This window comes from Streptomyces sp. S.PB5, from assembly GCF_030403745.1.
Lineage (GTDB): Bacteria > Actinomycetota > Actinomycetes > Streptomycetales > Streptomycetaceae > Streptomyces.
This window is the reverse complement of sequence record NZ_JAQMWP010000018.1, coordinates 61,173-81,967: the sequence shown is the minus strand read 5'-3', so window position 1 is coordinate 81,967 and position 20,795 is coordinate 61,173. Positions and strand designations below refer to the sequence as shown.

21 protein-coding genes and 1 pseudogene are annotated in these 20,795 nt (G+C 70.2%); 13 read left to right on the top strand and 9 right to left on the bottom strand.

Annotated elements, in window-relative coordinates; genetic code table 11:
* From PH203_RS37415 to PH203_RS37400, 4 genes are all read right to left on the bottom strand, one after another.
* The gene (locus PH203_RS37415; protein ID WP_289926030.1) at window positions 1–675 is read right to left on the bottom strand and encodes a glutamate synthase; all 675 of its coding nucleotides are present in this window, start codon (window positions 673–675) and stop codon (window positions 1–3) included.
* Complete coding sequence (locus PH203_RS37410; RefSeq protein WP_289926028.1) at window positions 663–1,520, bottom strand: glutamine amidotransferase family protein; 858 nt, start codon at window positions 1,518–1,520, stop codon at window positions 663–665. The genes PH203_RS37415 and PH203_RS37410 overlap by 13 nt, the downstream gene beginning before the upstream one ends.
* An 11-nt stretch (window positions 1,521–1,531) precedes the next feature.
* Window positions 1,532–2,845 carry a type III glutamate--ammonia ligase gene (gene glnT / locus PH203_RS37405; protein WP_289926026.1) on the bottom strand — a complete coding sequence of 438 codons (1,314 nt, stop codon included), beginning with the start codon at window positions 2,843–2,845 and terminating at the stop codon, window positions 1,532–1,534.
* A gap of 406 nt (window positions 2,846–3,251) precedes the next feature.
* On the bottom strand, window positions 3,252–3,905 hold the full coding sequence (locus tag PH203_RS37400) for a TetR/AcrR family transcriptional regulator (RefSeq protein ID WP_289926024.1): 654 nt from the start codon (window positions 3,903–3,905) through the stop codon (window positions 3,252–3,254).
* A gap of 73 nt (window positions 3,906–3,978) precedes the next feature.
* Here PH203_RS37400 and PH203_RS37395 point away from each other — a divergent pair, with 73 nt between their 5' ends.
* Window positions 3,979–4,401, top strand: coding sequence for a Dabb family protein (locus PH203_RS37395; RefSeq protein ID WP_289926022.1), 423 nt, complete (start codon window positions 3,979–3,981; stop codon window positions 4,399–4,401).
* Between the two features lie 192 nt (window positions 4,402–4,593).
* On the opposite strand, the gene PH203_RS37390 is transcribed toward PH203_RS37395, so the two are convergent.
* A complete protein-coding gene (locus PH203_RS37390; protein WP_289926021.1) occupies window positions 4,594–5,436 on the bottom strand; it encodes a phosphotransferase in 843 nt (280 codons plus the stop codon).
* Between the two features lie 174 nt (window positions 5,437–5,610).
* Between PH203_RS37390 and PH203_RS37385 the strand changes: the two genes are divergently transcribed.
* Window positions 5,611–6,129, top strand: a complete 519-nt coding sequence (locus PH203_RS37385; protein ID WP_289926019.1) for a VOC family protein — start codon at window positions 5,611–5,613, stop codon at window positions 6,127–6,129.
* 179 nt (window positions 6,130–6,308) lie between these two features.
* On the opposite strand, the gene PH203_RS37380 is transcribed toward PH203_RS37385, so the two are convergent.
* Complete coding sequence (locus tag PH203_RS37380) at window positions 6,309–7,595, bottom strand: MFS transporter (RefSeq protein ID WP_289926017.1); 1,287 nt, start codon at window positions 7,593–7,595, stop codon at window positions 6,309–6,311.
* 287 nt (window positions 7,596–7,882) lie between these two features.
* Window positions 7,883–8,824, bottom strand: coding sequence for a LysR family transcriptional regulator (locus PH203_RS37375; RefSeq protein WP_289926016.1), 942 nt, complete (start codon window positions 8,822–8,824; stop codon window positions 7,883–7,885).
* 130 nt (window positions 8,825–8,954) lie between these two features.
* On the opposite strand from PH203_RS37375, the gene PH203_RS37370 reads away from it, so the two are divergent.
* The 10 genes from PH203_RS37370 (at window position 8,955) to PH203_RS37325 (ending at window position 18,109) form a co-directional block, all read left to right on the top strand.
* Window positions 8,955–9,953 (top strand): fumarylacetoacetate hydrolase family protein, encoded by a 999-nt coding sequence (locus PH203_RS37370; RefSeq protein WP_289926015.1) that lies wholly within the window; start codon window positions 8,955–8,957, stop codon window positions 9,951–9,953.
* A complete protein-coding gene (locus tag PH203_RS37365) occupies window positions 9,950–10,921 on the top strand; it encodes a cyclase family protein (protein ID WP_289926014.1) in 972 nt (323 codons plus the stop codon). Before PH203_RS37370 ends, PH203_RS37365 begins: the two co-directional genes overlap by 4 nt.
* 23 nt (window positions 10,922–10,944) lie before the next feature.
* On the top strand, window positions 10,945–12,066 hold the full coding sequence (locus tag PH203_RS37360; RefSeq protein WP_289926012.1) for an FAD-dependent oxidoreductase: 1,122 nt from the start codon (window positions 10,945–10,947) through the stop codon (window positions 12,064–12,066).
* The gene (locus PH203_RS37355) at window positions 12,063–13,115 is read left to right on the top strand and encodes an amidohydrolase family protein (RefSeq protein ID WP_289926010.1); all 1,053 of its coding nucleotides are present in this window, start codon (window positions 12,063–12,065) and stop codon (window positions 13,113–13,115) included. Before PH203_RS37360 ends, PH203_RS37355 begins: the two co-directional genes overlap by 4 nt.
* Before the next feature lie 24 nt (window positions 13,116–13,139).
* Entirely contained in the window at window positions 13,140–14,078 is a 939-nt protein-coding gene (locus PH203_RS37350) for a VOC family protein (RefSeq protein ID WP_289926008.1), read from the top strand.
* A gap of 105 nt (window positions 14,079–14,183) precedes the next feature.
* Complete coding sequence (locus tag PH203_RS37345) at window positions 14,184–15,155, top strand: fumarylacetoacetate hydrolase family protein (RefSeq protein ID WP_289926007.1); 972 nt, start codon at window positions 14,184–14,186, stop codon at window positions 15,153–15,155.
* Entirely contained in the window at window positions 15,152–15,904 is a 753-nt protein-coding gene (locus PH203_RS37340) for an SDR family oxidoreductase (protein ID WP_289926006.1), read from the top strand. The genes PH203_RS37345 and PH203_RS37340 overlap by 4 nt, the downstream gene beginning before the upstream one ends.
* Window positions 15,901–16,671: an SDR family NAD(P)-dependent oxidoreductase gene (locus tag PH203_RS37335; protein ID WP_289926004.1), complete on the top strand. Its 771-nt coding sequence runs from the start codon at window positions 15,901–15,903 to the stop codon at window positions 16,669–16,671. Before PH203_RS37340 ends, PH203_RS37335 begins: the two co-directional genes overlap by 4 nt.
* Window positions 16,672–16,682: 11 nt before the next feature.
* A complete protein-coding gene (locus PH203_RS37330; RefSeq protein ID WP_289926002.1) occupies window positions 16,683–17,438 on the top strand; it encodes a CoA transferase subunit A in 756 nt (251 codons plus the stop codon).
* Window positions 17,435–18,109 (top strand): CoA transferase subunit B, encoded by a 675-nt coding sequence (locus PH203_RS37325; protein ID WP_289926000.1) that lies wholly within the window; start codon window positions 17,435–17,437, stop codon window positions 18,107–18,109. Before PH203_RS37330 ends, PH203_RS37325 begins: the two co-directional genes overlap by 4 nt.
* Before the next feature lie 132 nt (window positions 18,110–18,241).
* On the opposite strand, the gene PH203_RS37320 is transcribed toward PH203_RS37325, so the two are convergent.
* Window positions 18,242–18,817 carry a TetR/AcrR family transcriptional regulator gene (locus tag PH203_RS37320; RefSeq protein WP_289925998.1) on the bottom strand — a complete coding sequence of 192 codons (576 nt, stop codon included), beginning with the start codon at window positions 18,815–18,817 and terminating at the stop codon, window positions 18,242–18,244.
* Between the two features lie 100 nt (window positions 18,818–18,917).
* Between PH203_RS37320 and PH203_RS37315 the strand changes: the two genes are divergently transcribed.
* Window positions 18,918–19,769 (top strand): SDR family oxidoreductase, encoded by an 852-nt coding sequence (locus PH203_RS37315; protein ID WP_289925997.1) that lies wholly within the window; start codon window positions 18,918–18,920, stop codon window positions 19,767–19,769.
* A gap of 95 nt (window positions 19,770–19,864) precedes the next feature.
* On the opposite strand, the pseudogene PH203_RS37310 reads toward PH203_RS37315, so the two are convergent.
* Window positions 19,865–20,665: pseudogene (locus tag PH203_RS37310) on the bottom strand (IS5 family transposase).
* Window positions 20,666–20,795: the final 130 nt, after the last annotated feature.

The window sequence follows — 20,795 nt, the reverse complement described above, 5'->3', positions numbered from 1 at the left end:
TCAGTACGCCGTCGCGTTGTCGACCTTGAAGTGGTACAGCTCCCGGGCCGAGCCGTAGCGGCGGAAGTCCGCCGGGTCCTCGTCCCGCTCGGCCGCCTTCAGCAACTCGGCGAGCTCGGCGAGGTGTTCGGGGCGCATCTTCTTCTCCACGCAGTCGGCGCCGAGGGACTTCACGGTGCCGCGGACATAGAGGCGGGCCTCGTAGAGCGAGTCGCCCAGCGCATCGCCGGCGTCGCCGCAGACCACCAGTCGCCCGGCCTGCCCCATGAACGCGCTCATGTGGCCGACGCTTCCGCCGACGACGATGTCCACGCCCTTCATGGAGATCCCGCACCGCGCCGACGCGTCCCCGTCGATCACCAGCAGGCCTCCGTGGGCGGTGGCGCCGGCCGACTGGGAGGCGTTGCCGCGCACGCGGACCGTGCCGGACATCATGTTCTCGGCGACCCCGGTGCCCGCGTTGCCGTGGACGGTGACCGTGGCGCGCTGGTTCATTCCTGCGCAGTAGTAGCCGACATGGCCCTCGATGTCGACGGCGAGGTCCTCCCGGATGCCGCAGGCCACAGCATGCGCGCCGCGCGGGTTGAGCACGCGCCAGGCCGTGGCCTCGGGGGCGTGCAGGGCCTGGTTGAGCTCCCGAACGGGCGTGGTGGCCAGGTCGATCAGCGTCGCCATACGTACACCTCTTCCGGCTCGGGTTCGAAGATGCGGGCGTTCTCGATGCCCGGCAGGACGTCCAGGGCCCGGTACTCGGAGGCCATCGCCACCCATGCGTCGGTCTCGGCGACGAGTGCCGGTTTGCAGGCGATGGCGTCCCGGACGACCGCGAAGGAGTCGCTCGTGCACACCAGCAGGGTGTAGAAGCCGTCGAACCGCTCGCACAGCAGCCGCAGCGCCTTCTCCAGGTCGGCACCCTGCGCCAGCTGGTGGGCGACGAAGCGGGCGCCGACCTCGGAGTCGTTCTCGCTGTCGAACCCGACGCCCCGGGCGCGCAGTTCGCGGCGGATGGTGGCGTGGTTGGCGAAGGAGCCGTTGTGCACGAGGCACTGTCCGGGGCCGACGGAGAAGGGGTGGGCACCTTCGGGGGTGACCGCCGACTCGGTGGCCATCCGGGTGTGGCCGACGCCCTGCCAGCCGGTGACGGAGGCGAGCCCGAAGGACTCGGCCAACTCCACCGGGTTTCCGGTGCCCTTGAGCACGGCGAAGCCCTCACCGGAGCCGATCACCGTGGCGTCCGGGAGCGCGGCGGCGACCGAGGCGGCGTCCGTGTGCACGACCGTCGTGGCGTCGGCGTCGTAGGCCCGGACGCCCGGCAGTACGGCCTCCACCTCGGCCTTCGACGTGCCCAGCACGGACACGACGGTGCGTCCCGACGGACACAGGCGCGGATCGCCGTAGACCGCGACCCCCGCGGAGTCGGGCCCGCGTTCGACGACCTGGCCCAGCATCGCGGCCAGCAGCTCACCGAGCCGGGGTTCCAGTGAGGGCTCGCGCAGATGCAGCCCCACGATTCCGCACATCCCAAGTCCCTTCAGAATGCGGTCAGATAGCGGTCGAGCTCCCAGGGGCCGACCGTGGCGTGCCAGTCGAAGAACTCCTCGCGCTTGAGGTCGGCGAAGTACGCGCTCACTCCACTGCCCGCCGCGTCCAGCGCGCCGCTGATCACGTCGTCCGCCTGGAACGCCTCGACCGCGTGGAGCAGGGTCGGCGGGAGTTCCGGGCCCTTGCCCGCGGCGCCGGGTTCGCCCGGGTCGAGGCCGCGTTCGATGCCGTCGAGACCGGCGGCGAGGGCGGCGGCCGCCGCGAGATAGGGGTTGGCCGCGCCGTCCCCGCCGCGCAGCTCGATGCGGTTGCCGTCGGGGACGCGGACGAAGTGGGTGCGGTCGTTGCCGCCGTAACTCGCCACGCGCGGGGACCAGGTGGCGCCCGAGCGGGTGTTCACGGCACCGGTGCGCTTGTAGGAGTTGACGGTCGGCGCGATGACGGCCTGGAGGGCCCGGGCGTGTTCGACGATCCCGGCGACGAAGGAGTAGGCGAGCGGGGAGAGCCCGAGGCCGCGGTCGTCGGCGGTGTCCGGGAAGGCGGGTTCCTCGCCGCGCCACAGCGACATGTGCAGGTGCATGCCGGTGCCGGTGCGGTCGGTGAACGGCTTCGGCATGAACGTGGCGGTCATGCCGCGCTGTTCGGCAAGGACCGAGACCAGGTACCGCAGGGTGATGACCCGGTCGGCGGTGGTGAGGGCGTCGGCGTGCTGGAAGTTCTGCTCGAACTGGCCGTTGCCGTCCTCGTGGTCGTTGGCGTAGTTGCCCCAGCCGAGGGCGTTCATGGCGCTGGAGACGGCGGTGAGATGGTCGTACATCCGGGTCAGCCCGCGGGCGTCGTAACAGGGCTGGTCCGCCGTGTCCTTGGTGTCGGCGACGCTGAGCACGCCGTGCTCGTCGCGGTTGACCAGGAAGTACTCGACCTCGGCGCCCACGGAGAGCGAAAGGCCCAGCTCCGCCGCCCGCTCCAGCAGCCGGCGCAGGATGACACGCGGGGCGTACGGCCAGGGCTCGCCCTCCACATACGGGTCGCAGTGCACGAGCGCGAGGCCGGGCTTGACGAAGGGAACCGGCGTGTACGAGCGGGCGTCCGGCCGGGCGATGACGTCCGGGTCGCTGGGCTGCTGACCGAGCGCGCCGACCGCGTACCCGGCGAAACCGACTCCCTCGTCGCGGAGTTGCTCGACGGCCTGGGCCGGCACCAGCTTGGCGCACGGCTTGCCGGTCAGGTCGACGAAGACGGCCAGTACGAACTCGATGCCGTCCGCGCGGACCAGGTCCGCGAGATCGGGGTCGGTCCTCATGGAACCCTCCCTGCCCATCAGAAGGTGTCTACTCTAATGAATCCTTGTTGCATGAGAGTAGACACCGCTGGCGTTACGGAATCATTTCCGCCTTGGAAGGGATCCGTTAGGCGCCGCATTCGGCCACAGCGCCCGGGCCTTTGCCACCCTCCCGCACCGCGGACGGCTTCAGAACACCGATCTCGTGACAGGCTCGCGCGCCTCCTCCCATGACCGAGTCCAGCGTCGGCGATGAGCAGCGAGAGGCGCGCCCGGTAGCGACAGCGAGCAGCCGGATCAGCGCGCCGGTCCACGGTATGGGCGTGACGTTCTGAGGAGGTGTCATGTACGTCCCCCTTTGGGGGCAGCGCGGTGCTGCCTGACCTGAGGTGGGCGAGCGACCACGCGAAGGTGGCCATCGCTCAGTTCAATCGCCCCCGTACGCGCGCAGGAAGGCGTCCACGGCCGCATTCGCGATGACGCGGAGCTCGGCGGCGGGGACGCGACGGGTGCCCAGCCGCGAGCGCAACTCCAAAGGGCCGGTGAGCAGGGCGAAGAAGTGTTCGGCGGCCTGCTCCGGGTCGCATGGGCGCAGGCGGCCGGCGAGTGAGAGGCGGGCCAGCCGATCGGCGAGCGCCGCGCGGGGACGGTGCGCGGTGCGCTCTTGCACGGTCTCGATCAGATCGGGGAATTGAGCCACCTGGGCGTAGGTCAACCAGCGCAGCGCGCGGGCGCGTTCACCGCAGCAGATCCGCAACAGCCGTTGGGCCAGGTCCACGAGCGCCACACGCAGGTCGTCGTCCGGGGCTCGCTCGCGCAGCCGCTCGACGACCGCGAGGTTCTCCGCCATCAGGGTGTCGGCCGCCGCCTCGATGGTGTGGCGGAAGAGGGTCTCCTTGTCGTTCAGGTGGTTGTAGACGGTCGGTTTGGCGACGCGCGCCTCCTCCGCGATCTCCTGGACGCAGGCCTGTGCGTATCCGCGCCGCGCGAAGACGGCGAACGCGGCGTCCAAGATCGCCTGTCGCTTGTCGACCCGCCCGCGCGAGACGCCCCTGCCCCCGGTTGACGCTGTTGAACTCATGGGTTCATTCTAACTTCAACACCGGTATGGAAGATTTACTGAACTGTTTAGTTCAATTCAAGGGTGGGAAACCATGATCGTTCACACGCTGCGCTTCGCCTTCAAGGACGGGACGACCGAGGAGCAGAAGGCCCAGGTGCTCGCGCTGATGCGGCGAACGGCGTCCGTCGAGTCGGTCTCGTTCGCAACCGTCGGGCAGAGCTTGGGCGATCCCGCCGAAGGCCTCACCCACGCCTACTGCGTGGGCATCGAGGACCTGGCGGCCCTCGAGCGGTACATGCACGACCCGGTTCACCTGGCGGGAGACCCCGAAATCATCCCGCACCTGGCCAAGATCTCCATCGGCCCCGACCTCTCCGACGACATGTCCCCCGAGCTGGCCGGCGAGATCATGGCGCTGCACGAGAAGAAGGCCGCCATGCACCCGGAGTGGGCCGCCCAACTCGAACCGCTCCTCGCGACGCAGACCGCCACGGGGCCGTCCGATCGTTCATGACCGGACCCGTCGCCGTCCTCGCGGCTCCGTCTTCGCGGCTCCGACGGCAATGGGCCGCCGACCGCGTGAGAAGACCCGACGCGCGCTTCGCGCACCCGCTCGGGGGTGCGGCACGGCCACCACCATCTACCCGGCCGCACTGCTCCATGCCCCAGCCGCGGACACCGTCGCCGAGGACCCTTTGTCTTGAGTTCAGCCCGGCCCGCACCGATCGAGTGCAACACGAACCCGGTTGAGCCCCTCCACCCTCCAGTGGCTCCGGCCGGGCAACTGGTCATCCCGACGCCAGCGCCAGGCCGAGAACATCGCCCAGTTCAGGGCCCGGCACCGGTGAACCAGCTCGTGGTCACACCCCGCATAGAGCTTGCCCACTTCTTCGGGCGCATGGGCGAGGTCGAACTCGATCGGCCCACGGCAGCACGTGGCAAGGTCCACGAAGAGCGGCCCTCTCCTCGTATGGAGGAGGTTGCCCGGATGCGGCTCGCCATGCAACAGCTGATCATCGGCATTCTCAGTGCTGATCGCAGCGCTCAGTCCCCTGAGTGTGCTGCTGAGGAACTGCCGGTCCGAGTCGGGCAGTTCTGGGGAGCGCTTCCGGTCGTCCACCTCTCTGAGCGCCCCAGCGACCCGATCGGTGAAGTGCGGCGCGTCCAGATCGATCCGGCGCAGGGCGGCATGGTGCCGCATGAGCACCTCTGCGTAGTCGGCCGCCGCGATCTGTGACCCCACAGGCTCGTAGTAGGTCCAAAACGAAATGGCGAAAGCGTCACGCACATACACGCGCGGCTCGACCCGAGGCTCGAGTTCAGCAACCGGAGCACCGACATCGGTGAGACGGCACGCAACCCCTACCTCGAACTCCAGATCAGCAAGATGCCGCTGTGGGGCGACCCGAGCCACAACATCACACGGGACCAGGCGCAGCACCACACGGTCCGAGTTGTTGATGACGACCATCCCGTCGGCCTGAAGGCCCAGCTCCGCAGCAACCGCCCGTGCCGCCTCAACCCCACGACGCAGCTCCGGCAGCTCCATACCCTCCCCCTTACCTCCACGCCCGTGACGTGCCCAGGCCGACAGTAGTTGAGCACGTCACCGCCCATCACCGGGGCTCATAAAGGCTTCGGCTGACGCCGAGACCAGACACAGCCCTGGCCAGGCCCCCACATCCCGGCAACCGAACCCCCAGGCGTTCCTCGAATGCATGCAGTGGCGAGCGCGCCCCGGCGCCGCTGTCGTTCGCCGTTCGCCTCGGTACGCGGCCACCACACCGGCATCCGGTACCCCGACTTCGAGGCGACCCGGTCGTTCTGGGTCGACACGATGGGCCGGCGAGTGCTGCAGGTGTGGCCGTACGGCGACTTGACCCTCGCCTACGCGCTGCCGCCCGCTCAGGACGACTTCCGGCTGGAGATCCTCGGCGACCCCGGTGCCACTGCCCAGCCCCGGTTCGGCGACGTCGACGCGAGCCTCGGCGTGAACGGCTACAACCACGTGTGCCTGTCCGTGGACGACGTCGACGCCGCGCTCGAGGAACTGCGCGCCCGCGGAGTGGACATCGTCAACCCCCGTTCGAGATCGACGACATCAGCGCCCGCCTCGCCTTCTTCCGCGATCCGTGGGGCAGCATGTTCGAGCTCTCCGAGCGCTTCGGCGACGACCACGCCCACTGAGCTCCGGGCGGGCCCCGGTGTCTGTCCCGTCAGGTCGGCGCCGTCACGGCAGTGAGGTAGGCGATGGCCGCCTCCTCGCTGCGGGTGGCAGGCTGCGGTGTGCCCACGAGCAGTCGCTGTCCTGGGGGCGTCGTGCGACGTCCGCGGCGTGATGGTGATCGGCATCGCGGGGACGTGCGCGATGCCGATCTCGACGGGTGTGCGGTTCTCGTGGTGGATCGGCGCCGTGGCGGGTCAGCCCGCCATCTGCCGGATCGGCTCCGAGGCGGCTCCCGTCCGGCGGCGTCGGGCGGCGAGGCCGAGTGCGGCGGCGGCGACGGCCCCGGCGAGGGCGAGCATGCCCAGGGCGTTCGCCAGGGTGCCGGCCGCGGAGGTGAGCGCCAGAACCACGAGCGGGCAGATGAACTGGCCGAGGAAGAAGGAGCCCGTCCACAGACCGGTGCCGCGGCCGCGGTCGGCGTAGTGGAGCTGGGACATGGCGAGGGTGAGCAGGCTCGGTAGCATGATGCCGCTGCCGAGGCAGTTGATCACGGCACCGATGGTCAGTACGACGGGGTCGGGGGCGAGCCAGATCACCGCGAAGCCGAGGGCTGACAGACCGAAGGCGGTGGGCAGCCAGGCTTGCGGGCTGCGGCCGGCCTTGGTGAAGACGACGGCGCCGATCACGACCGCGGCGCTGGAGCAGGCGGTGGCCAGTCCGATCACGCCGGAGCTGCTCACGCCCATGTCGTCCAGGAGGAACGCCATCTCCACCTGGACGGTGTAGAAGAGGACGGCGCCGAAGAGGGTCAGCGCGCACGTGCCGGCCAACGCACGCCAGGGGAAGGGCCGCTCGGCCATCGGTTCCGCGGCGGTGGTGGCAGGCTCGTCCGCGCGGTCGGCCGGTCGGGGCTGGGGCAGGAAAGCGGCCATGGCGGGGGCGAGCAGCAGGCTCACGGCGTAGGCCCAGAACGGTGCACGCCAGCCGGCCGATCCGGCCGCGCCGCCCAGCACGAAGAAGGCCGTCGCGGAGATCGAGGCGCACATCGTCTGCATCGCGAGGTAGCGGTCGCGTTGCCGGCCGGAGTAGTAGTCGCCGATCAGCGTGGTGCTGCAGGTCATGATGGCGGCTTCGGCGACACCGACGAGGGCGCGGCTGGCGACGATGGCACCGAGGGAGTCCAGCCACAGCGGGGCGGTGCCGAGGACCGCGTACAGCACGGTCGAGACGACGAGCAGGCGTTTGCGGCCGAGTCGGTCGACGAGGACGCCGGCGAAGGGGGCCAGCAGCGCCAGGGAGAGGGCGGGGATGGTCAGGGCCATGGGGACGAGCGCGTCGGCGCCCGGTGCGCCGGCGAAGTGGTCCTCCATCTGGGGCAGGACGGGGGCGATGAGCACGGCGCCCAGGATGGGCAGACAGGCGCCGGCCATCAGCAGCGTGAGGCGAAGCCGGTGGCCGGGGCCGGACACGGTGTGCTCGGACGGGGTGTCTGCGACAGCTGCGGGGGGCGGGGAAGGGAGCGGGGGCACGGGTGCGGGCATGCGGGAACTCCACGTGGCATGTCGGGAGGGGGACGGGCGGTGCGGCGGTCGCGGTCGGGCCGCCAGGTACCGGTGGCAGGTTCGCAGGGGTGCCGATGGCTGCCGGGCGTCGCGGCGGGCCGGCTCGCCGGGCGCCTGCGCGGTCCCGGCAGCGGGTGGCGGTAGGGCTCCGGCGCCGGGTTGAGACGACTATGGGCCAGCGGAGAGGTCCTGCCTAGCCCTCATCCGATCGATATCGAAGATGTGGATCATTCGCGTCCTGGATACTGAGCACCTGTAGGAGCCCGCTATCTCGGTGCGACCGTGACGATACGGCCGGGCTCGGAGGCGGCCAGCTCCGCTCCCACGCGGGCCGCGGTCTCGCGCAGCCAGATGTGGGCCGCGTCGTGGGTGTGCACCGGGTGCCACCACAGTGCCTCCTGGAGAGGGACCGCCGCGTAGGGAGGTTCCATGAGGCGTACGGCTGCCACTCCCCGCAGCAGCTCGGCCAGGCGCTGCTGAACCAGAGCGATCCGGTGGGTGCCGGCGACCAGGAAGGGCAGCGCCTGGAAGCTGTCGACGGAGACCTCGACGTGCGGTTCGATGCCGAGCATGCTCAACTGCCGGGCGGCCGGGGCGTCGTAGGTGCGTTGGTAGGCGACCCAGGGCAACCGTGCCAGGTCATCCATGGTGAGCCGGTCGCCGACCTCGTCGTTGGTCTCGGCGACGAGGAAGACCCAGCGGTCGGCGAACAGTTCCACGGCGGGAAATCCGCTGATGACACCGTGCGGCATGAACAGTCCGTCGGCCGTTCTGAGCAGTGTTTCGGTGTCCTCCGTGACGTCGCCGGGCGTCCGCTGGAAGCGCAGCCGTACCCCGGGGGCCTCGGCGTGCACCCGCTGGGCGAGCTCGGCGCCGAAGACGCTGAGCGCGTAGTCGGAGGTGAGCAGGGTGAACTCGTGCTCCTCGCTGCCCGGGGCGAAGTCGGCCCTGCTGCTGAAGACCCGTTCCAGCAGGTCGCAGGCGGTCGAGGCGCGGTCCAGCAGAGCGCGGCCGAGGGCGGTCAGTTCGTACTGCTTGCCGACGCGCGCGAGCAGCTCGTCATCGAAGTGGCGGCGCAGGCGAGCCAGGGCCGCGCTCATCGCCGGCTGACTGAGCCCGACGCGCTGACCGGCACGCGTGACGTTGCGTTCCTCCAGCAGGGCCCGCAAGGACAGGACGAGATTGAGATCGAGGCCGGAGAGGGACACGACGCCTCCAGAGTGAGGCCGCTTGCGGCGGAGACATTTGCAGCACAGATGATCAGCATCTAAAGAATCGATTTCCCAGATTACTCGGTGAGGGCCACATTGGTCCCACCGCAATCTGGAGGACATACCAGTGAAACCCGCAGCCGCTTCCCCGTCCTTCTCCGGACCCTTCGCCCTTGGCGTCCTTTCCACCTCTGACCAGGTGGCTTTCCCCGGTCTCGTGCTCCCCGAGGGGCGGGTGCTGGATCTTCGTACGGCGCTCGCAGAGCCTGTCCTGACGGCCCGGGAGATCTTCGAGCGCTGGGACGAGTTGCTCCCTCGCCTGCACGAGCTCGCGGCCGACGAGACGGCCGACTGGCGGCCGTTGGAGCAGCTGCGAGCGCACGCGCCGGTCGAGCCCCGCCAGGTCTTCCAGTCCGGCGCCAACTACCGGCAGCACGTGATCGACCTGGAGGTCGCCCACCGCTCCCCCGACGACCCCCGCACCGTGGAGGAGGCGCGCGCGGAGATCGCCGCGGTCATGGACCGGCGGGCGGCCGAGGACCTGCCGTACGTGTTCATCGGCCTGCCGAGCGCGATCACCGGCCCCTTCGACGACGTCGTACTCCCGGACTGGGCCGAACAGCCCGACTGGGAGCTGGAGTTGGCGGCCGTCATCGCCAGGCCCGCCTACCGGGTGACGGTCGAGGAGGCCCTGGAGTACGTGGCCGGGTACACCATCGCCAACGACCTCACCGACCGGGCGACCGTCTTCCGCCGGGACATGAAGGCCATCGGTACCGACTGGCTGCGCTGCAAGAACGCTCCGGGTTTCACCCCGCTCGGGCCGTGGATCGTGCCCGCCGAGTCGATCGCCGACCCGGGCGACCTGCGGGTCACGCTGAAGCTCAACGGCGAGACCATGCAGGACGAGTCCACCAAGGACATGCTCTTCGGCATCGCACGGCTGGTGTCGTACATCTCCCGGACCTCCCGGCTCCTGCCCGGCGACCTGGTGCTCACCGGCAGCCCGGCCGGCAACGGCATGCACTGGGGACGGCTGCTGCGCGACGGCGACGTCATGGAAGGCTCCATCACGGGTCTGGGCGCGCAGCGCACCCGCTGTGTCGCCGAGGGGACCGTGTCGTGACAGCCCCGCTCGACCCCACGGACGCCGAGGGCGCGATCGCCGAGGCCGCCAAACGGTGTTCCAACTGGGGGCGTTGGGGCGAGGACGATGTGCTCGGCACCCTGAACTTCCTCGACGAGGCCAAGCGCCGCGAGGGTGCCGCGCTGGTGCGGAGGGGCGTGAGTTTCTCGCTGTCGCAGCGGTTCGACATGAACGGACCGCAGAAGGGCTGGCGCCGCCGCACCAACCCCGTCCACACCATGCTGGACACGGGCACGGACGCGGCCCTGGGCAACCAGGGCTTCCCGCACGGCATCGGCGGCGCCGACGACGTGATCGCGATGCCTCTGCAGTGCTCCACCCAATGGGACGGGCTCGGGCACATCTTCGACCACGGCAAGGCGTGGAACGGGCGGGCGGCCGAGAAGGTCGTCACCTCCGACGGCGACCTGGTCACCGGCATCGAGCACATGGCCCCGTACGTCGCCGGGCGCGCAGTCCTCCTCGATGTCGGCCGGGTGATCGGCGACGAACGCGGGGAACTGCCGGACGGTTTCGCGATCACCGAGGAACACCTGACCGCGACGGCCGAGGCGCACGGCGTGGCCGTCGGCCGCGGGGACATCGTCGTCGTCCGCACCGGACGGCTGACGCGCGCCCGCTGCGAGGGCTGGGGCGACTACGCGGGCGGAGACTCTCCCGGCCTGTCCTTCACCACCGCCGGCTGGCTGCACACGAGCGAGATCGCCGCGATCGCCACCGACACCTGGGGCTTCGAGGTACGGCCGAACGAGTTCGACGGCGCCTTCCAGCCGCTGCACCAGGTCGTCATCCCCAACATGGGCCTGCTCATCGGCGAGATGTGGGACCCCGACACCCTCGCGGACGACTGCGCCCGCGACGGCGTGTACGAGTTCTGGCTCACCGCCGCGCCCCTGCCCATCACCGGAGCCGTGGGCTCCCCCGTCAATCCGGTCGCCGTCAAGTGACCTGCCCAACAAAGGAGTTGGCGATGGAAGGCAAGAGAGTCCTGGTCATCGGAGGGGGCACCTCCGGCAATGTCATGACCGTGCTGCTGCGGCGGGCCGGCGTCGACGTCGACGTCGTCGAGGTCAGGCCGGACTGGAACGTACGCGGCTCCGGCATCACCCTTCAGGGCAACGCCCTGCGCGTGCTGCGCGAGATCGGCGTCTGGGACGAGGTCCGCGAGCACGGCTTCGGCTTCGACGCCCTGGGGCTGACGACGCCCGACGGCACCGTGCTGCACGTCGGCGACGTCCTGCGCACCGGCGGAGACGACCTCCCCGCCACCCTCGGCATGCAACGCCCGGTGCTCCAGCGCATCCTCGTCGACGCCGTCCGGGCATCCGGCGCGAACATCCGGCTCGGCACCACCGCCGAGATCCTCACCCAGGACGACACATCAGCGACCGTCCGGTTCAGTGACGGCACCGAGGGCCGCTACGACCTCGTCGTGGCCGCCGACGGCCTGCACTCCGCGACCCGCGCCGCCATCGGCATCGACGTCAAACCCGAGCCGACCGGCATGGCCATCTGGCGGGTCCCGGCGCCCCGCCCGGCCGGAGTGGAGTGCAGCGTCCTCTCCCACGGAGGCCCCTGCTACATCGCCGGCTACACGCCCACCAGCGAGGACACGGTCTACGCCTATCTGGTGGAGGCCGGCCGCGACCGCGCCACGATCCCGCCCGAGTCCTACGCGCAGGAGATGCGCCGCCTCGCCGAGGGCTACGGCGGTGCCTGGGACGAGATCCGTGACTCGATCACCGACCCGGCGCAGGTGAACTACACCTGGTTCGACCGGATGCTGGTCGAGGGGTCCTGGCACCGGGGCCGGGTCGTCCTCGTCGGCGACGCCGCGCACTGCTGCCCGCCCACGATCGCCCAGGGCGCGGCGATGGCCGTGGAGGACGCCTGGGTGCTGTCCCAGCTGCTGACCAGTGCATCCGCATGGGACGAGGAACTGCTCACGCGCTACTACGAGCGGCGGATCGACCGGGTCCGGATGGTCGTCGAAGCGTCCGTGCAGATCGGGCAGTGGCAGCTCGACGGCGTGCCCGGTGACGTGCCCGGCCTGTTGGCCGGCACGATGCCGGTGCTCAGGGAGCTGCCGTGACGGCCTACCCTCCCCCGGCCACCGCTGGCAGACGCACCCAACGCGACCAACGCCCCTCGCCGACTGTCGACGTACACGCACACGTCCTGATCCCGGAGGTCGAGGCCCTGGTGGCCGGCCTGCCGGGCCTCGCGGAGGCCAGGGCCCTCGACGCCCGCCGCAACGGGCCCGCGGCCCTCGCCGTCAACGGCCCCATGGTCGCCGAGCGCATCCCGAGGCTGACGGACGTCGCCGTACGACTGGCCGCGATGGACGCGCAGGGTGTGGACGTCCAGCTGGTCAGCCCGTCGCCCTCGCACTACCACTACTGGGCGGACGAGGAGACGGCGGAGAAGGTGTACCTCCTCGCCAACGAGGCGACGGCCGCCCACTGCGCCCAGGCGCCCGGCCGGCTGCAGGGTCTGGGCCTCGTCCCCCTGCAGCACCCGGAATCGGCGGTGCGCGCGCTCGAACTCGCCATGGGCATGGGCCTGTCGGGTGTCGAGATCTCCTCGCACGCGCCGGGACGGGAGCTGTCGGATCCGGCGTACGAGCCCTTCTGGACCCGGGCCGAGGAGACGGGCGCGATCCTCTTCCTGCACCCCTTCGGCTGCACGCTCGACGAGCGCCTCGACCGGTGGTACCTGTCCAACACCGTCGGCCAGCCCACCGAGAACGCCGTCGCCCTCTCGCACCTGATCTTCTCCGGGGTGCTGGACCGGCACCCGGAGCTGAAGGTTCTCGCCGCGCACGGGGGCGGCTATCTGCCCACCCACATCGGCCGCTCCGACCACGCCTGGTCGGCCCGCTCCGACGCGGGCGCGGGCTGCGCCCACCTGCCCAGCAGCTACCTCAAGCGCCTGTACTTCGACTCCCTGGTCCATGACCCGTACGTGCTGCGGGAGTTGATCCGGGCCGCCGGTTCGGACCGGGTACTGCTCGGCTCCGACTTCCCCTTCGACATGGGCACCGAGGACCCTGTCGGCGCACTGCGCGCCGCACGCCTGCCCGAAGACGACTTCCACGCCGTGCGCGGCGGCAACGCGACAACGCTGCTGCGCCTCACCTGACCCCCCACAGGAGGAAAACCCACCATGAGCGCACGTCTGCTCACCCATCTGCGGCACGTCGATCTCGCCGTGCCCGACTACGACAAGCAGCTCGACTTCTACGCCGGCGTCTGGGGCCTGACCAAGGTCGCCGAGGACTCCGGCATCTCCTTCCTCGCCGCCGAGGGCAGCCCCGAACAGTACGTGGTGCGGCTGCGCAAGGCCGAGGAGAAGCGCCTCGACCTCGTCTCCTACGGCGCCGCCTCCGCCGAGGACGTGGACACCCTCGCCGACCAACTCCTCACGGGCGGCGTGCGGTTGATCTCCCAACCGGGCAAGATCGACACCCCCGGCGGCGGCTACGGCTTCCGCTTCTTCGACATCGACGGCCGCACCATCGAGGTCTCCGCCGATGTGGACGTACGGCAGCACCGCAAGATCGAGGAGAAGGAGTCGATCCCGGTCAAACTGTCGCACGTCGTGCTGAACTCGCCGGACCTGGACCGGACCCGTGAGTGGTACGAGACCCACCTCGGCTTCCGCCACTCCGACACGCTCAGCTCGCCGTACGTCGGTGACGTCATGCACTTCATGCGGATCTCCAACCAGCACCACTCCATGGCCATCGCCAAGGGCCCGCACACCTCCCTGCACCACGTCTCCTTCGAGATGCGCGGCCTGGACGAGTACATGCGCGGCTCCGGCCGCATCATCCGCGCCGGCTTCAAGAAAGTCTGGGGTCCGGGCCGGCACGTGGCGGGCGACAACACGTTCACGTACTTCCTGGACCCGCACGGCAACACCGTGGAGTACACGACGGAGTTGGAGCTGCTGGACGAGGACACCTGGCATCCCCACGTCTACGACTTCTCCCAGCCCGAGGTCACCGACCAGTGGGGCACGGCGAACCCGATGAACGAGCTGGTCGCCAAGGAGTCGTTCAACGACGTCGACCGTGGTGTGTTCGTCGCCCCGCCGGTCTGACCCTCTCGAACCCCGGGGACGCGGTGGCCCTGTCACCGCCCTGACGCCCTTGCCGCGTCCCCGGTTCCCACCGCTGTCGATGACCGCCGGAGCCTGGAGCCGTGCATGCGCTTCGCCACCTATGAACACCGACACCAGCGCCGGGTCGCCGTCGTCGAGGAGGACGGCACCCTCCATCCGGTTCCCGGGGCGCGCTCGCTCGCGGAACTGATCAGCCGCGGCGACGGACTCGACGCGCTCCTGGATGCCGGCGCCGCCACCCTCGACGTCCCGTCGGGTCCCCATGTGTCCGAGGTGCGACTGCTGCCGCCGCTTGAGCCGCCCACCGTGCGGGACTTCGTCACCTTCGAGGAGCACGTCGAAGGGGTGCGGCGATCCGTCGACGGCGTCGGCGGGGTGCCCGAAGCCTGGTACGACGCCCCGACGTTCTACTTCACCAATCCGTACGCCGTCATCGGCGCCCACGACGACGTCCCGGTGCCGCCGGGCAGCGAGGTCCTCGACTTCGAGCTGGAGGTCGCCGCCGTCATCGGCCGGGAGGGGCGGGACCTGACGCCGGAACAGGCACGGGACCACATCATCGGCTACACGGTCTTCAACGACTGGTCGGCCCGCGACTTGCAGTCCCGCGAGATGCAGGTGCGCCTCGGCCCGTGCAAGGGCAAGGACACCGCCGCCACCCTCGGCCCGTACCTGGTCACCGCCGACGAGTTGGAGCCCTACCGCGACACCGACGGCTTTCTGCGCCTGGCGCTGACCGCCTCGGTGAACGGCGAGGTCGTCGGCAAGGACCTGCTGTCCAACATGAGCTGGACCTTCGAGGAGATGGCCGCCTACGCCTCGCGGGGCACCGTCGTCCGCCCCGGCGACGTGCTCGGCTCCGGCACCTGCGGCAACGGCGGCTGCCTCGCCGAGCTGTGGGGCGTCCGGGGCGAGCAGGTCCCGCCCCCGCTGAAACCGGGCGACACCGTCACCCTCACCGTGGAGGGCATCGGCACCGTCTCCAACACCGTGGTCGCGGGCAGGGATCGGCAGCCACTGCCGACCGCCCGCCGCCGCAGCCGGGAGCGGCCGTGAACGACCTGCACCCCAAGAGACTCCTCGGCAAGGTAGTCGTCGTCACCGGCGCCGCGCGCGGCCAGGGCGCCGCCGAGGCCGAGGCACTGACGCGCGAGGGCGCCCGTGTCATCGCCACCGACGTGACCGAGGCCCCCGGCTGCCGCCGGCTCGACGTCACCGACGACAAGCAGTGGGCGGAACTGGCCGCCGAACTGCGGGAGTCGTACGGCCAGGTGCACGGCCTGGTCAACAACGCGGGCATCACCTGGCGTGCCCGCCTCGGCGAGGTCACCCCCGACGACTTCGCCCGTGTCCACGCCGTCAACGTCACCGGCCCGTTGCTGGGAATCCAGCACCTGACCCCGCTGATGCCGCCCGGCTCGTCCGTCGTCAACGTCGGTTCCACCGCCGCGCTCAGCGGCCACTACCCGGTCGCGTACACGACCAGCAAGTGGGCACTGCGCGGCCTGTCGAAGACCGCGGCCACAGAGCTCGGCCCGCGCGGCATCCGGGTCAACACGATCCACCCCGGCTTCATCGAGACCGAGATGACCGCCTCCGCCGCCCCTGCCTTCCGCGAGGCGAACATCCGCGAGACTCCTCTCGGCCGCACCGGCACGGTGGACGAGGTAGCCCCGCTCGTGGTCTTCCTCCTGTCCGACGAGTCCTCGTTCATCACCGGCGCCGAGATCCCGGTCGACGGCGGACTCACCGCGCACGGCGGTGTGAAGTCCATCGCCGACGCGTTGCGCCCGGAGGCGTCATGAGACGCCTCGAAGGCAAGGTGGCCCTGATCTCGGGCACCGCCCGTGGTCAGGGCCGGGCGGCGGCGCTGCGGTTCGCGGCCGAGGGCGCGATCGTCGTCGGCGGAGACCTGCTGCACGAGGCGGCGCTGGAGACCCAGCGGCTCGTGGGGGAGGCGGGCGGCACCGCCCTGACTCCCGGCCCGCTGGACGTCACGGACGAGGCCTCCGTCCGCGCGTGGGTGCAGGAGGCCGTGGACGCCTTCGGCGGGATCGACATCCTCTACGCCAACGCCGGTGCCGTCCGTTTCGGAGCCGTGGACACCCAGCCGTACGAGGACTTCACCTTCACGCTGCGCGCGGAGCTGAACTCGGTGTGGCTGGCCGCGCACGTCGCCTGGCCGCACCTGGTGCGCAGCCGCGGCTGCGTCCTCACCGTCGGCTCGACGGCCGGACTGATCGGCTCGCTGACCAACCGGCGCACGGCGCACTCCGCCTCCAAGGGCGCCGTGATCGCCCTGACCCGCCAACTCGCCGCCGAAGGCGCCCCGCACGGCATCCGGGCCAACTGCGTCAGCCCCGGGCTGGTCGACACCGAGGGCTCGCGCGGTGACCTGCTCGCCGCCGATCACCCCATGCGCGCCATCGCCCGCCACATCCCCCTCGGCCGCGTCGGCCTCCCCGACGAGGTCGTGAACGCCGCGGTCTTCCTCGCCTCCGACGAGGCGTCCTACATCACCGGCGCCAACCTCGTCGTCGACGGCGGCTGGTCATCCGTACTCCCCGGCTGAAAGGTCGTTCAGTGAACAAGGTCAGCGCGTCCGCCGAAGAGGCGGTCGCCGACATTCCCGACGGCGCGTCACTGGCCGTCGGCGGCTTCGGCCTCAGCGGCATCCCCGCGGTGGTGATCCGGGCCCTGCACGAGCAGGGCGCCACCAGCCTGCGGGTCGTGTCGAACAACTGCGGCGTGGACGGCCGTGGGCTGGGCGTGCTGCTCGCCGCCGGCCGGATCGCCCGCGTGACGGGCAGTTACGTCGGCGAGAACAAGGAGTTCGCCCGCCAGTACCTGTCGGGTGAGCTGGAGGTGGAGCTGGTGCCGCAGGGCACACTGGCCGAACGGCTGCGCGCCGGCGGCGCGGGCATCCCCGCGTTCTACACCCCGGCCGGTGTGGGCACCCAGGTCGCCCACGGCGGTCTGCCGTGGAGGTACGCGGCGGACGGCTCGGTCGCCGTGGCCTCCCCGCCCAAGGAGACCCGGGACTTCCGCGGTCGACCGCACGTCCTGGAGCACGCCATCACCACCGACTTCGCCCTCGTCCGGGCCTGGCGGGGGGACCGGCACGGCAACCTCGTCTTCCGCCGCGCCGCGGCCAACTTCAACCCGCTCGCGGCGATGGCCGGCCGGATCACGATCGCCGAGGTCGAAGAGCTCGTGGAACCGGGCGAGCTGAGCCCCGACGCCGTCCACGTCCCCGGCGTCTTCATCCAGCGGATCGTGGAACTCACCCCCACTCAGGCCGCTGACAAACAGATCGAGAAGAGGACGGTACGAGCATGAGAGCGACGATGGACACGCCCCGGGGCTGGACCCGCGACCAGATGGCCGCCCGCGCCGCCGCCGAACTCACCGACGGCTCCTACGTCAACCTCGGCATCGGCCTGCCCACCCGCATCCCGGGCCACCTCCCGCCCGGCGTGCACGTGGTGCTGCACTCCGAGAACGGCATCCTCGGCACCGGCCCCTACCCGACCGACGACGAGGTCGACCCGGACCTCATCAACGCGGGCAAGGAGACGGTCACCGTTCTGCCCGGCGCGTCCTTCTTCGACTCGGCCCTGTCCTTCGGCATGATCCGCGGCGGTCACATCGACACCGCGGTGCTGGGCGCCATGCAGGTGTCGGCACGCGGTGACCTGGCCAACTGGATGATCCCCGGAAAGATGGTCAAGGGCATGGGCGGGGCGATGGACCTGGTCCACGGCGCCCGCCGGGTCGTCGTCCTGATGGAGCACACCGCCAAGGACGGCAGCCCGAAGATCCTGACCGAGTGCACCCTCCCGCTCACCGGCGAACGGTGCGTCCACCGCGTCATCACCGACCTCGGCGTCCTCGACATCACACCCGACGGCCTGGCCGTCGTCGAAACCGCACCCGGCATCACCCTCGACGAGATCACCGCGAAGACGGCCGCGCCTGTGCGGACCGACGCCGTCACCGCTGCCTGGTGAACGCGGTCGCCGACGACCCCGCTCGCCCGCCGGTGCGGGCATGTGTCCAGAACCTCGTGAGTGCCGGCAGAGCCACTCGATGAATTGACCGTGGCTGCGCTCGCGTCGGCGTGCCGGTCCGGGAGCTCGGGTTCAGCCCGCGGTCGAGTCCTTGGTCAGCGCGTCCATGAAGAGGTCGACGAGCGGACGGGCTTGCTCTTCGGTGCCGTGCTGCACGGAATAGGCGATGCCACCCATGAGGAGTAGGACATTGTCCGCGGCGACGTCCGTTCGCAGGCTTCCGTCTCGGGCGCCGGCCGCGAGGAGGGTGGCGACTGCGTCGGTAAGGAGTGCGCGGCTGTCGGAGTATGGATCGATACCGGAGGCGATGACCGCGTTGAGGGCTTCGGACATTCCGCTCTTTGCCGTGGCGTAGTGGATGAAGTGTTCCATCCACATCCGGGTGGCCTCGGCGGCCGGGTGCTGGGTGACAAGGTCGTTCACCTTCTCGCACACCTGGGTGAGTTGGCGCCGGTAGGCGGCGTCGATGAGGACTTCCCGAGTCGGGAAGTGCCGGTAGAGCGTGCCGACACCGACGCCCGCCTGCTTGGCGATGGCGGCAGGCGCGGTGTCCAGCCCCTGCTCGGCGAAGGCCTGCGCGGCGACCTCGAGCAAGCGCTCCCGGTTCTGCAGCGCGTCACTCCTGGTACGGCGGGGCGTGGCGGGCATGCGGGATCCTTCGGTGTCGATCTCCAGTTGCTTTCCGGAATCCGTTCCGCTTAACTTAAACGGAACAGGTTCCGGTATTACTCTACTTCAGGAGACCCCCATGCCCGCCCCCTCCGACAAGGCCTCACGTCACTGGTTCGTCACCGGAGCCTCCGGTGGGCTGGGCCGCCATCTCACCGAGCACGCCCTCCGGAACGGCGACCGCGTTACGGCGACGGTCCGCCGCCCGGCAGCTCTGGAAGATCTGCGCGAGACGTACGGCGACCGGCTGACTGTCGAGATCCTCGACCTCACGCGGCCGGCCGATGTGGACAAGGTGGTCGGCAGGACTCTCCAATCCGGGCCGGTGGACATTGTGGTCAACAATGCCGGATACGCGGTTGTGGGCGCCGCCGAGGAAATGACCGTCGAGCAGATTCGCGACCAGATCGAGGTCCTCCTGCTCGCGCCGATGCTGATCACCCGCGCCTTCCTGCAGCCGATGCGTGAGCAGGGCGGTGGCCGCATCATCCAGATCTCCAGCCTGGGCGGCCAGGTCGGTATCCCCACTCACAGCTCCTATCACGCGGGCAAGTGGGGGCTGGAGGGCTTCACCGAGAGCGTCAGCCGCGAGGTCTCCGACTTCAACATTCACCTCACTCTGGTCGAGCCCGGCGCCACCCGTACCGGCTTCGCTTCGGCCCTGCAATACACCACCGAAACGACCGTCTACCGCGACAATGCCGTCGGCCAGACCCGGCACTACCTGGAAACCGCAGACGAGAGCGTCTTCACCGGCGACCCGGCCAAGCTCGCCGCCGCGATTTACGACACCACCCGCCACCCGAGCCCGCCACTGCGCCTGACTCTCGGCTCCGACACCTACAGCGCAATCCACGCGGCACTCACCGAACGTCTCACCGCGCTCGAGACTCAGAAGGATCTCGCTGAATCTGTCGCCTTCACCCGCTGATCCGCCCCACCGGCACGACCCGTCAGGAGATCTCGCCGCCATTACGGCCTTACGCATCCCCGCAACTTCGACGTCCGGAAGTCCGGCACGTCGTCTCACCCAGCACTCCCACGCGATCGCATCAGACGTCGCCAGCAGATGAGCGCGCATCCGAGAGTGAGGAACGCTTCGTGGATGTCGTCGCGTATCTCCCAGCGGATTCGCAAGCGGCAAAACCAATGCACATGGGCGAACGCGCGCTCCACGACCCAGCGTTGGATGCCCGGTCCGGAGCCATGCTCGGTGCCACGGCGGGCGATCAGCGGCTTCACCCCGAGGACCCAGACCAGTCGGCGGTATGTGTCGTGGTCGTAGCCGCGGTCGGCCAGCACCACGTCGGGGCGGCGTCGAGGCAGGCCGCGCTTGCCGCGAACGTGCGGCACGGCTTGGAGGAGCGGGATCGGCTGGGTGACATCGTTGCGGTTGCCCCCGGTCAGGGTGGCGGCGAGCGGGATGCCGGTTGGCGTCGGTGATCAGGTGGTGTTTGCTGCCCATCCTCCCGCGGTCCACCGGGTTCGCCCAGTCTTGGCACCTCCCTTCAACGCCCGGATGTGGGAGCCGTCGACGGCTGCACGAGAGAAATCGAGGGCATTCGCGCTGCGGAGTTCGGCGAGGAGGACCCCGTGCAGTTCGGGCCATACACCTGCCTCGATCCACTCGGCCAGGCGGCGCCAGCAGGTCATTCCCGACCCGAAGCCGAGTTCCTGCGGCAGATGTTCCCAGGCGATCCCGGTGCACAGCACGAACAGGACGCCCTGGAGGACCAACCGGTCAGGATGCCGTTTGCGTCCCGGATGCCACGTCCGATGCTCCACCTTGGGCAGCAACGGCTCGATCACCGCCCACAGCTCGTCTATAGCCGTCCGTCCGCTGCATACCTCTCCAGGCCGCCCGCGGCCTCCCTGGACGCCCCCGGCATGGTGGCCCCGACCGCGGCGTACACCGCCGTCGGGGCCCATGTCCCCTCTGCCGCCCAGCAGTTCGCAC

Coding starts and splice junctions, on each gene's coding strand:
- PH203_RS37415 (WP_289926030.1), bottom strand. CDS start 675: ATGGCGACGCTGATCGACCTGGCCACCACGCCCGTTCGGGAGCTCAAC.
- PH203_RS37410 (WP_289926028.1), bottom strand. CDS start 1,520: ATGTGCGGAATCGTGGGGCTGCATCTGCGCGAGCCCTCACTGGAACCC.
- glnT (WP_289926026.1), bottom strand. CDS start 2,845: ATGAGGACCGACCCCGATCTCGCGGACCTGGTCCGCGCGGACGGCATC.
- PH203_RS37400 (WP_289926024.1), bottom strand. CDS start 3,905: ATGAGTTCAACAGCGTCAACCGGGGGCAGGGGCGTCTCGCGCGGGCGG.
- PH203_RS37395 (WP_289926022.1), top strand. CDS start 3,979: ATGATCGTTCACACGCTGCGCTTCGCCTTCAAGGACGGGACGACCGAG.
- PH203_RS37390 (WP_289926021.1), bottom strand. CDS start 5,436: ATGGAGCTGCCGGAGCTGCGTCGTGGGGTTGAGGCGGCACGGGCGGTT.
- PH203_RS37380 (WP_289926017.1), bottom strand. CDS start 7,595: ATGCCCGCACCCGTGCCCCCGCTCCCTTCCCCGCCCCCCGCAGCTGTC.
- PH203_RS37360 (WP_289926012.1), top strand. CDS start 10,945: ATGGAAGGCAAGAGAGTCCTGGTCATCGGAGGGGGCACCTCCGGCAAT.
- PH203_RS37350 (WP_289926008.1), top strand. CDS start 13,140: ATGAGCGCACGTCTGCTCACCCATCTGCGGCACGTCGATCTCGCCGTG.
- PH203_RS37345 (WP_289926007.1), top strand. CDS start 14,184: ATGCGCTTCGCCACCTATGAACACCGACACCAGCGCCGGGTCGCCGTC.
- PH203_RS37335 (WP_289926004.1), top strand. CDS start 15,901: ATGAGACGCCTCGAAGGCAAGGTGGCCCTGATCTCGGGCACCGCCCGT.
- PH203_RS37325 (WP_289926000.1), top strand. CDS start 17,435: ATGAGAGCGACGATGGACACGCCCCGGGGCTGGACCCGCGACCAGATG.
- PH203_RS37320 (WP_289925998.1), bottom strand. CDS start 18,817: ATGCCCGCCACGCCCCGCCGTACCAGGAGTGACGCGCTGCAGAACCGG.
- PH203_RS37315 (WP_289925997.1), top strand. CDS start 18,918: ATGCCCGCCCCCTCCGACAAGGCCTCACGTCACTGGTTCGTCACCGGA.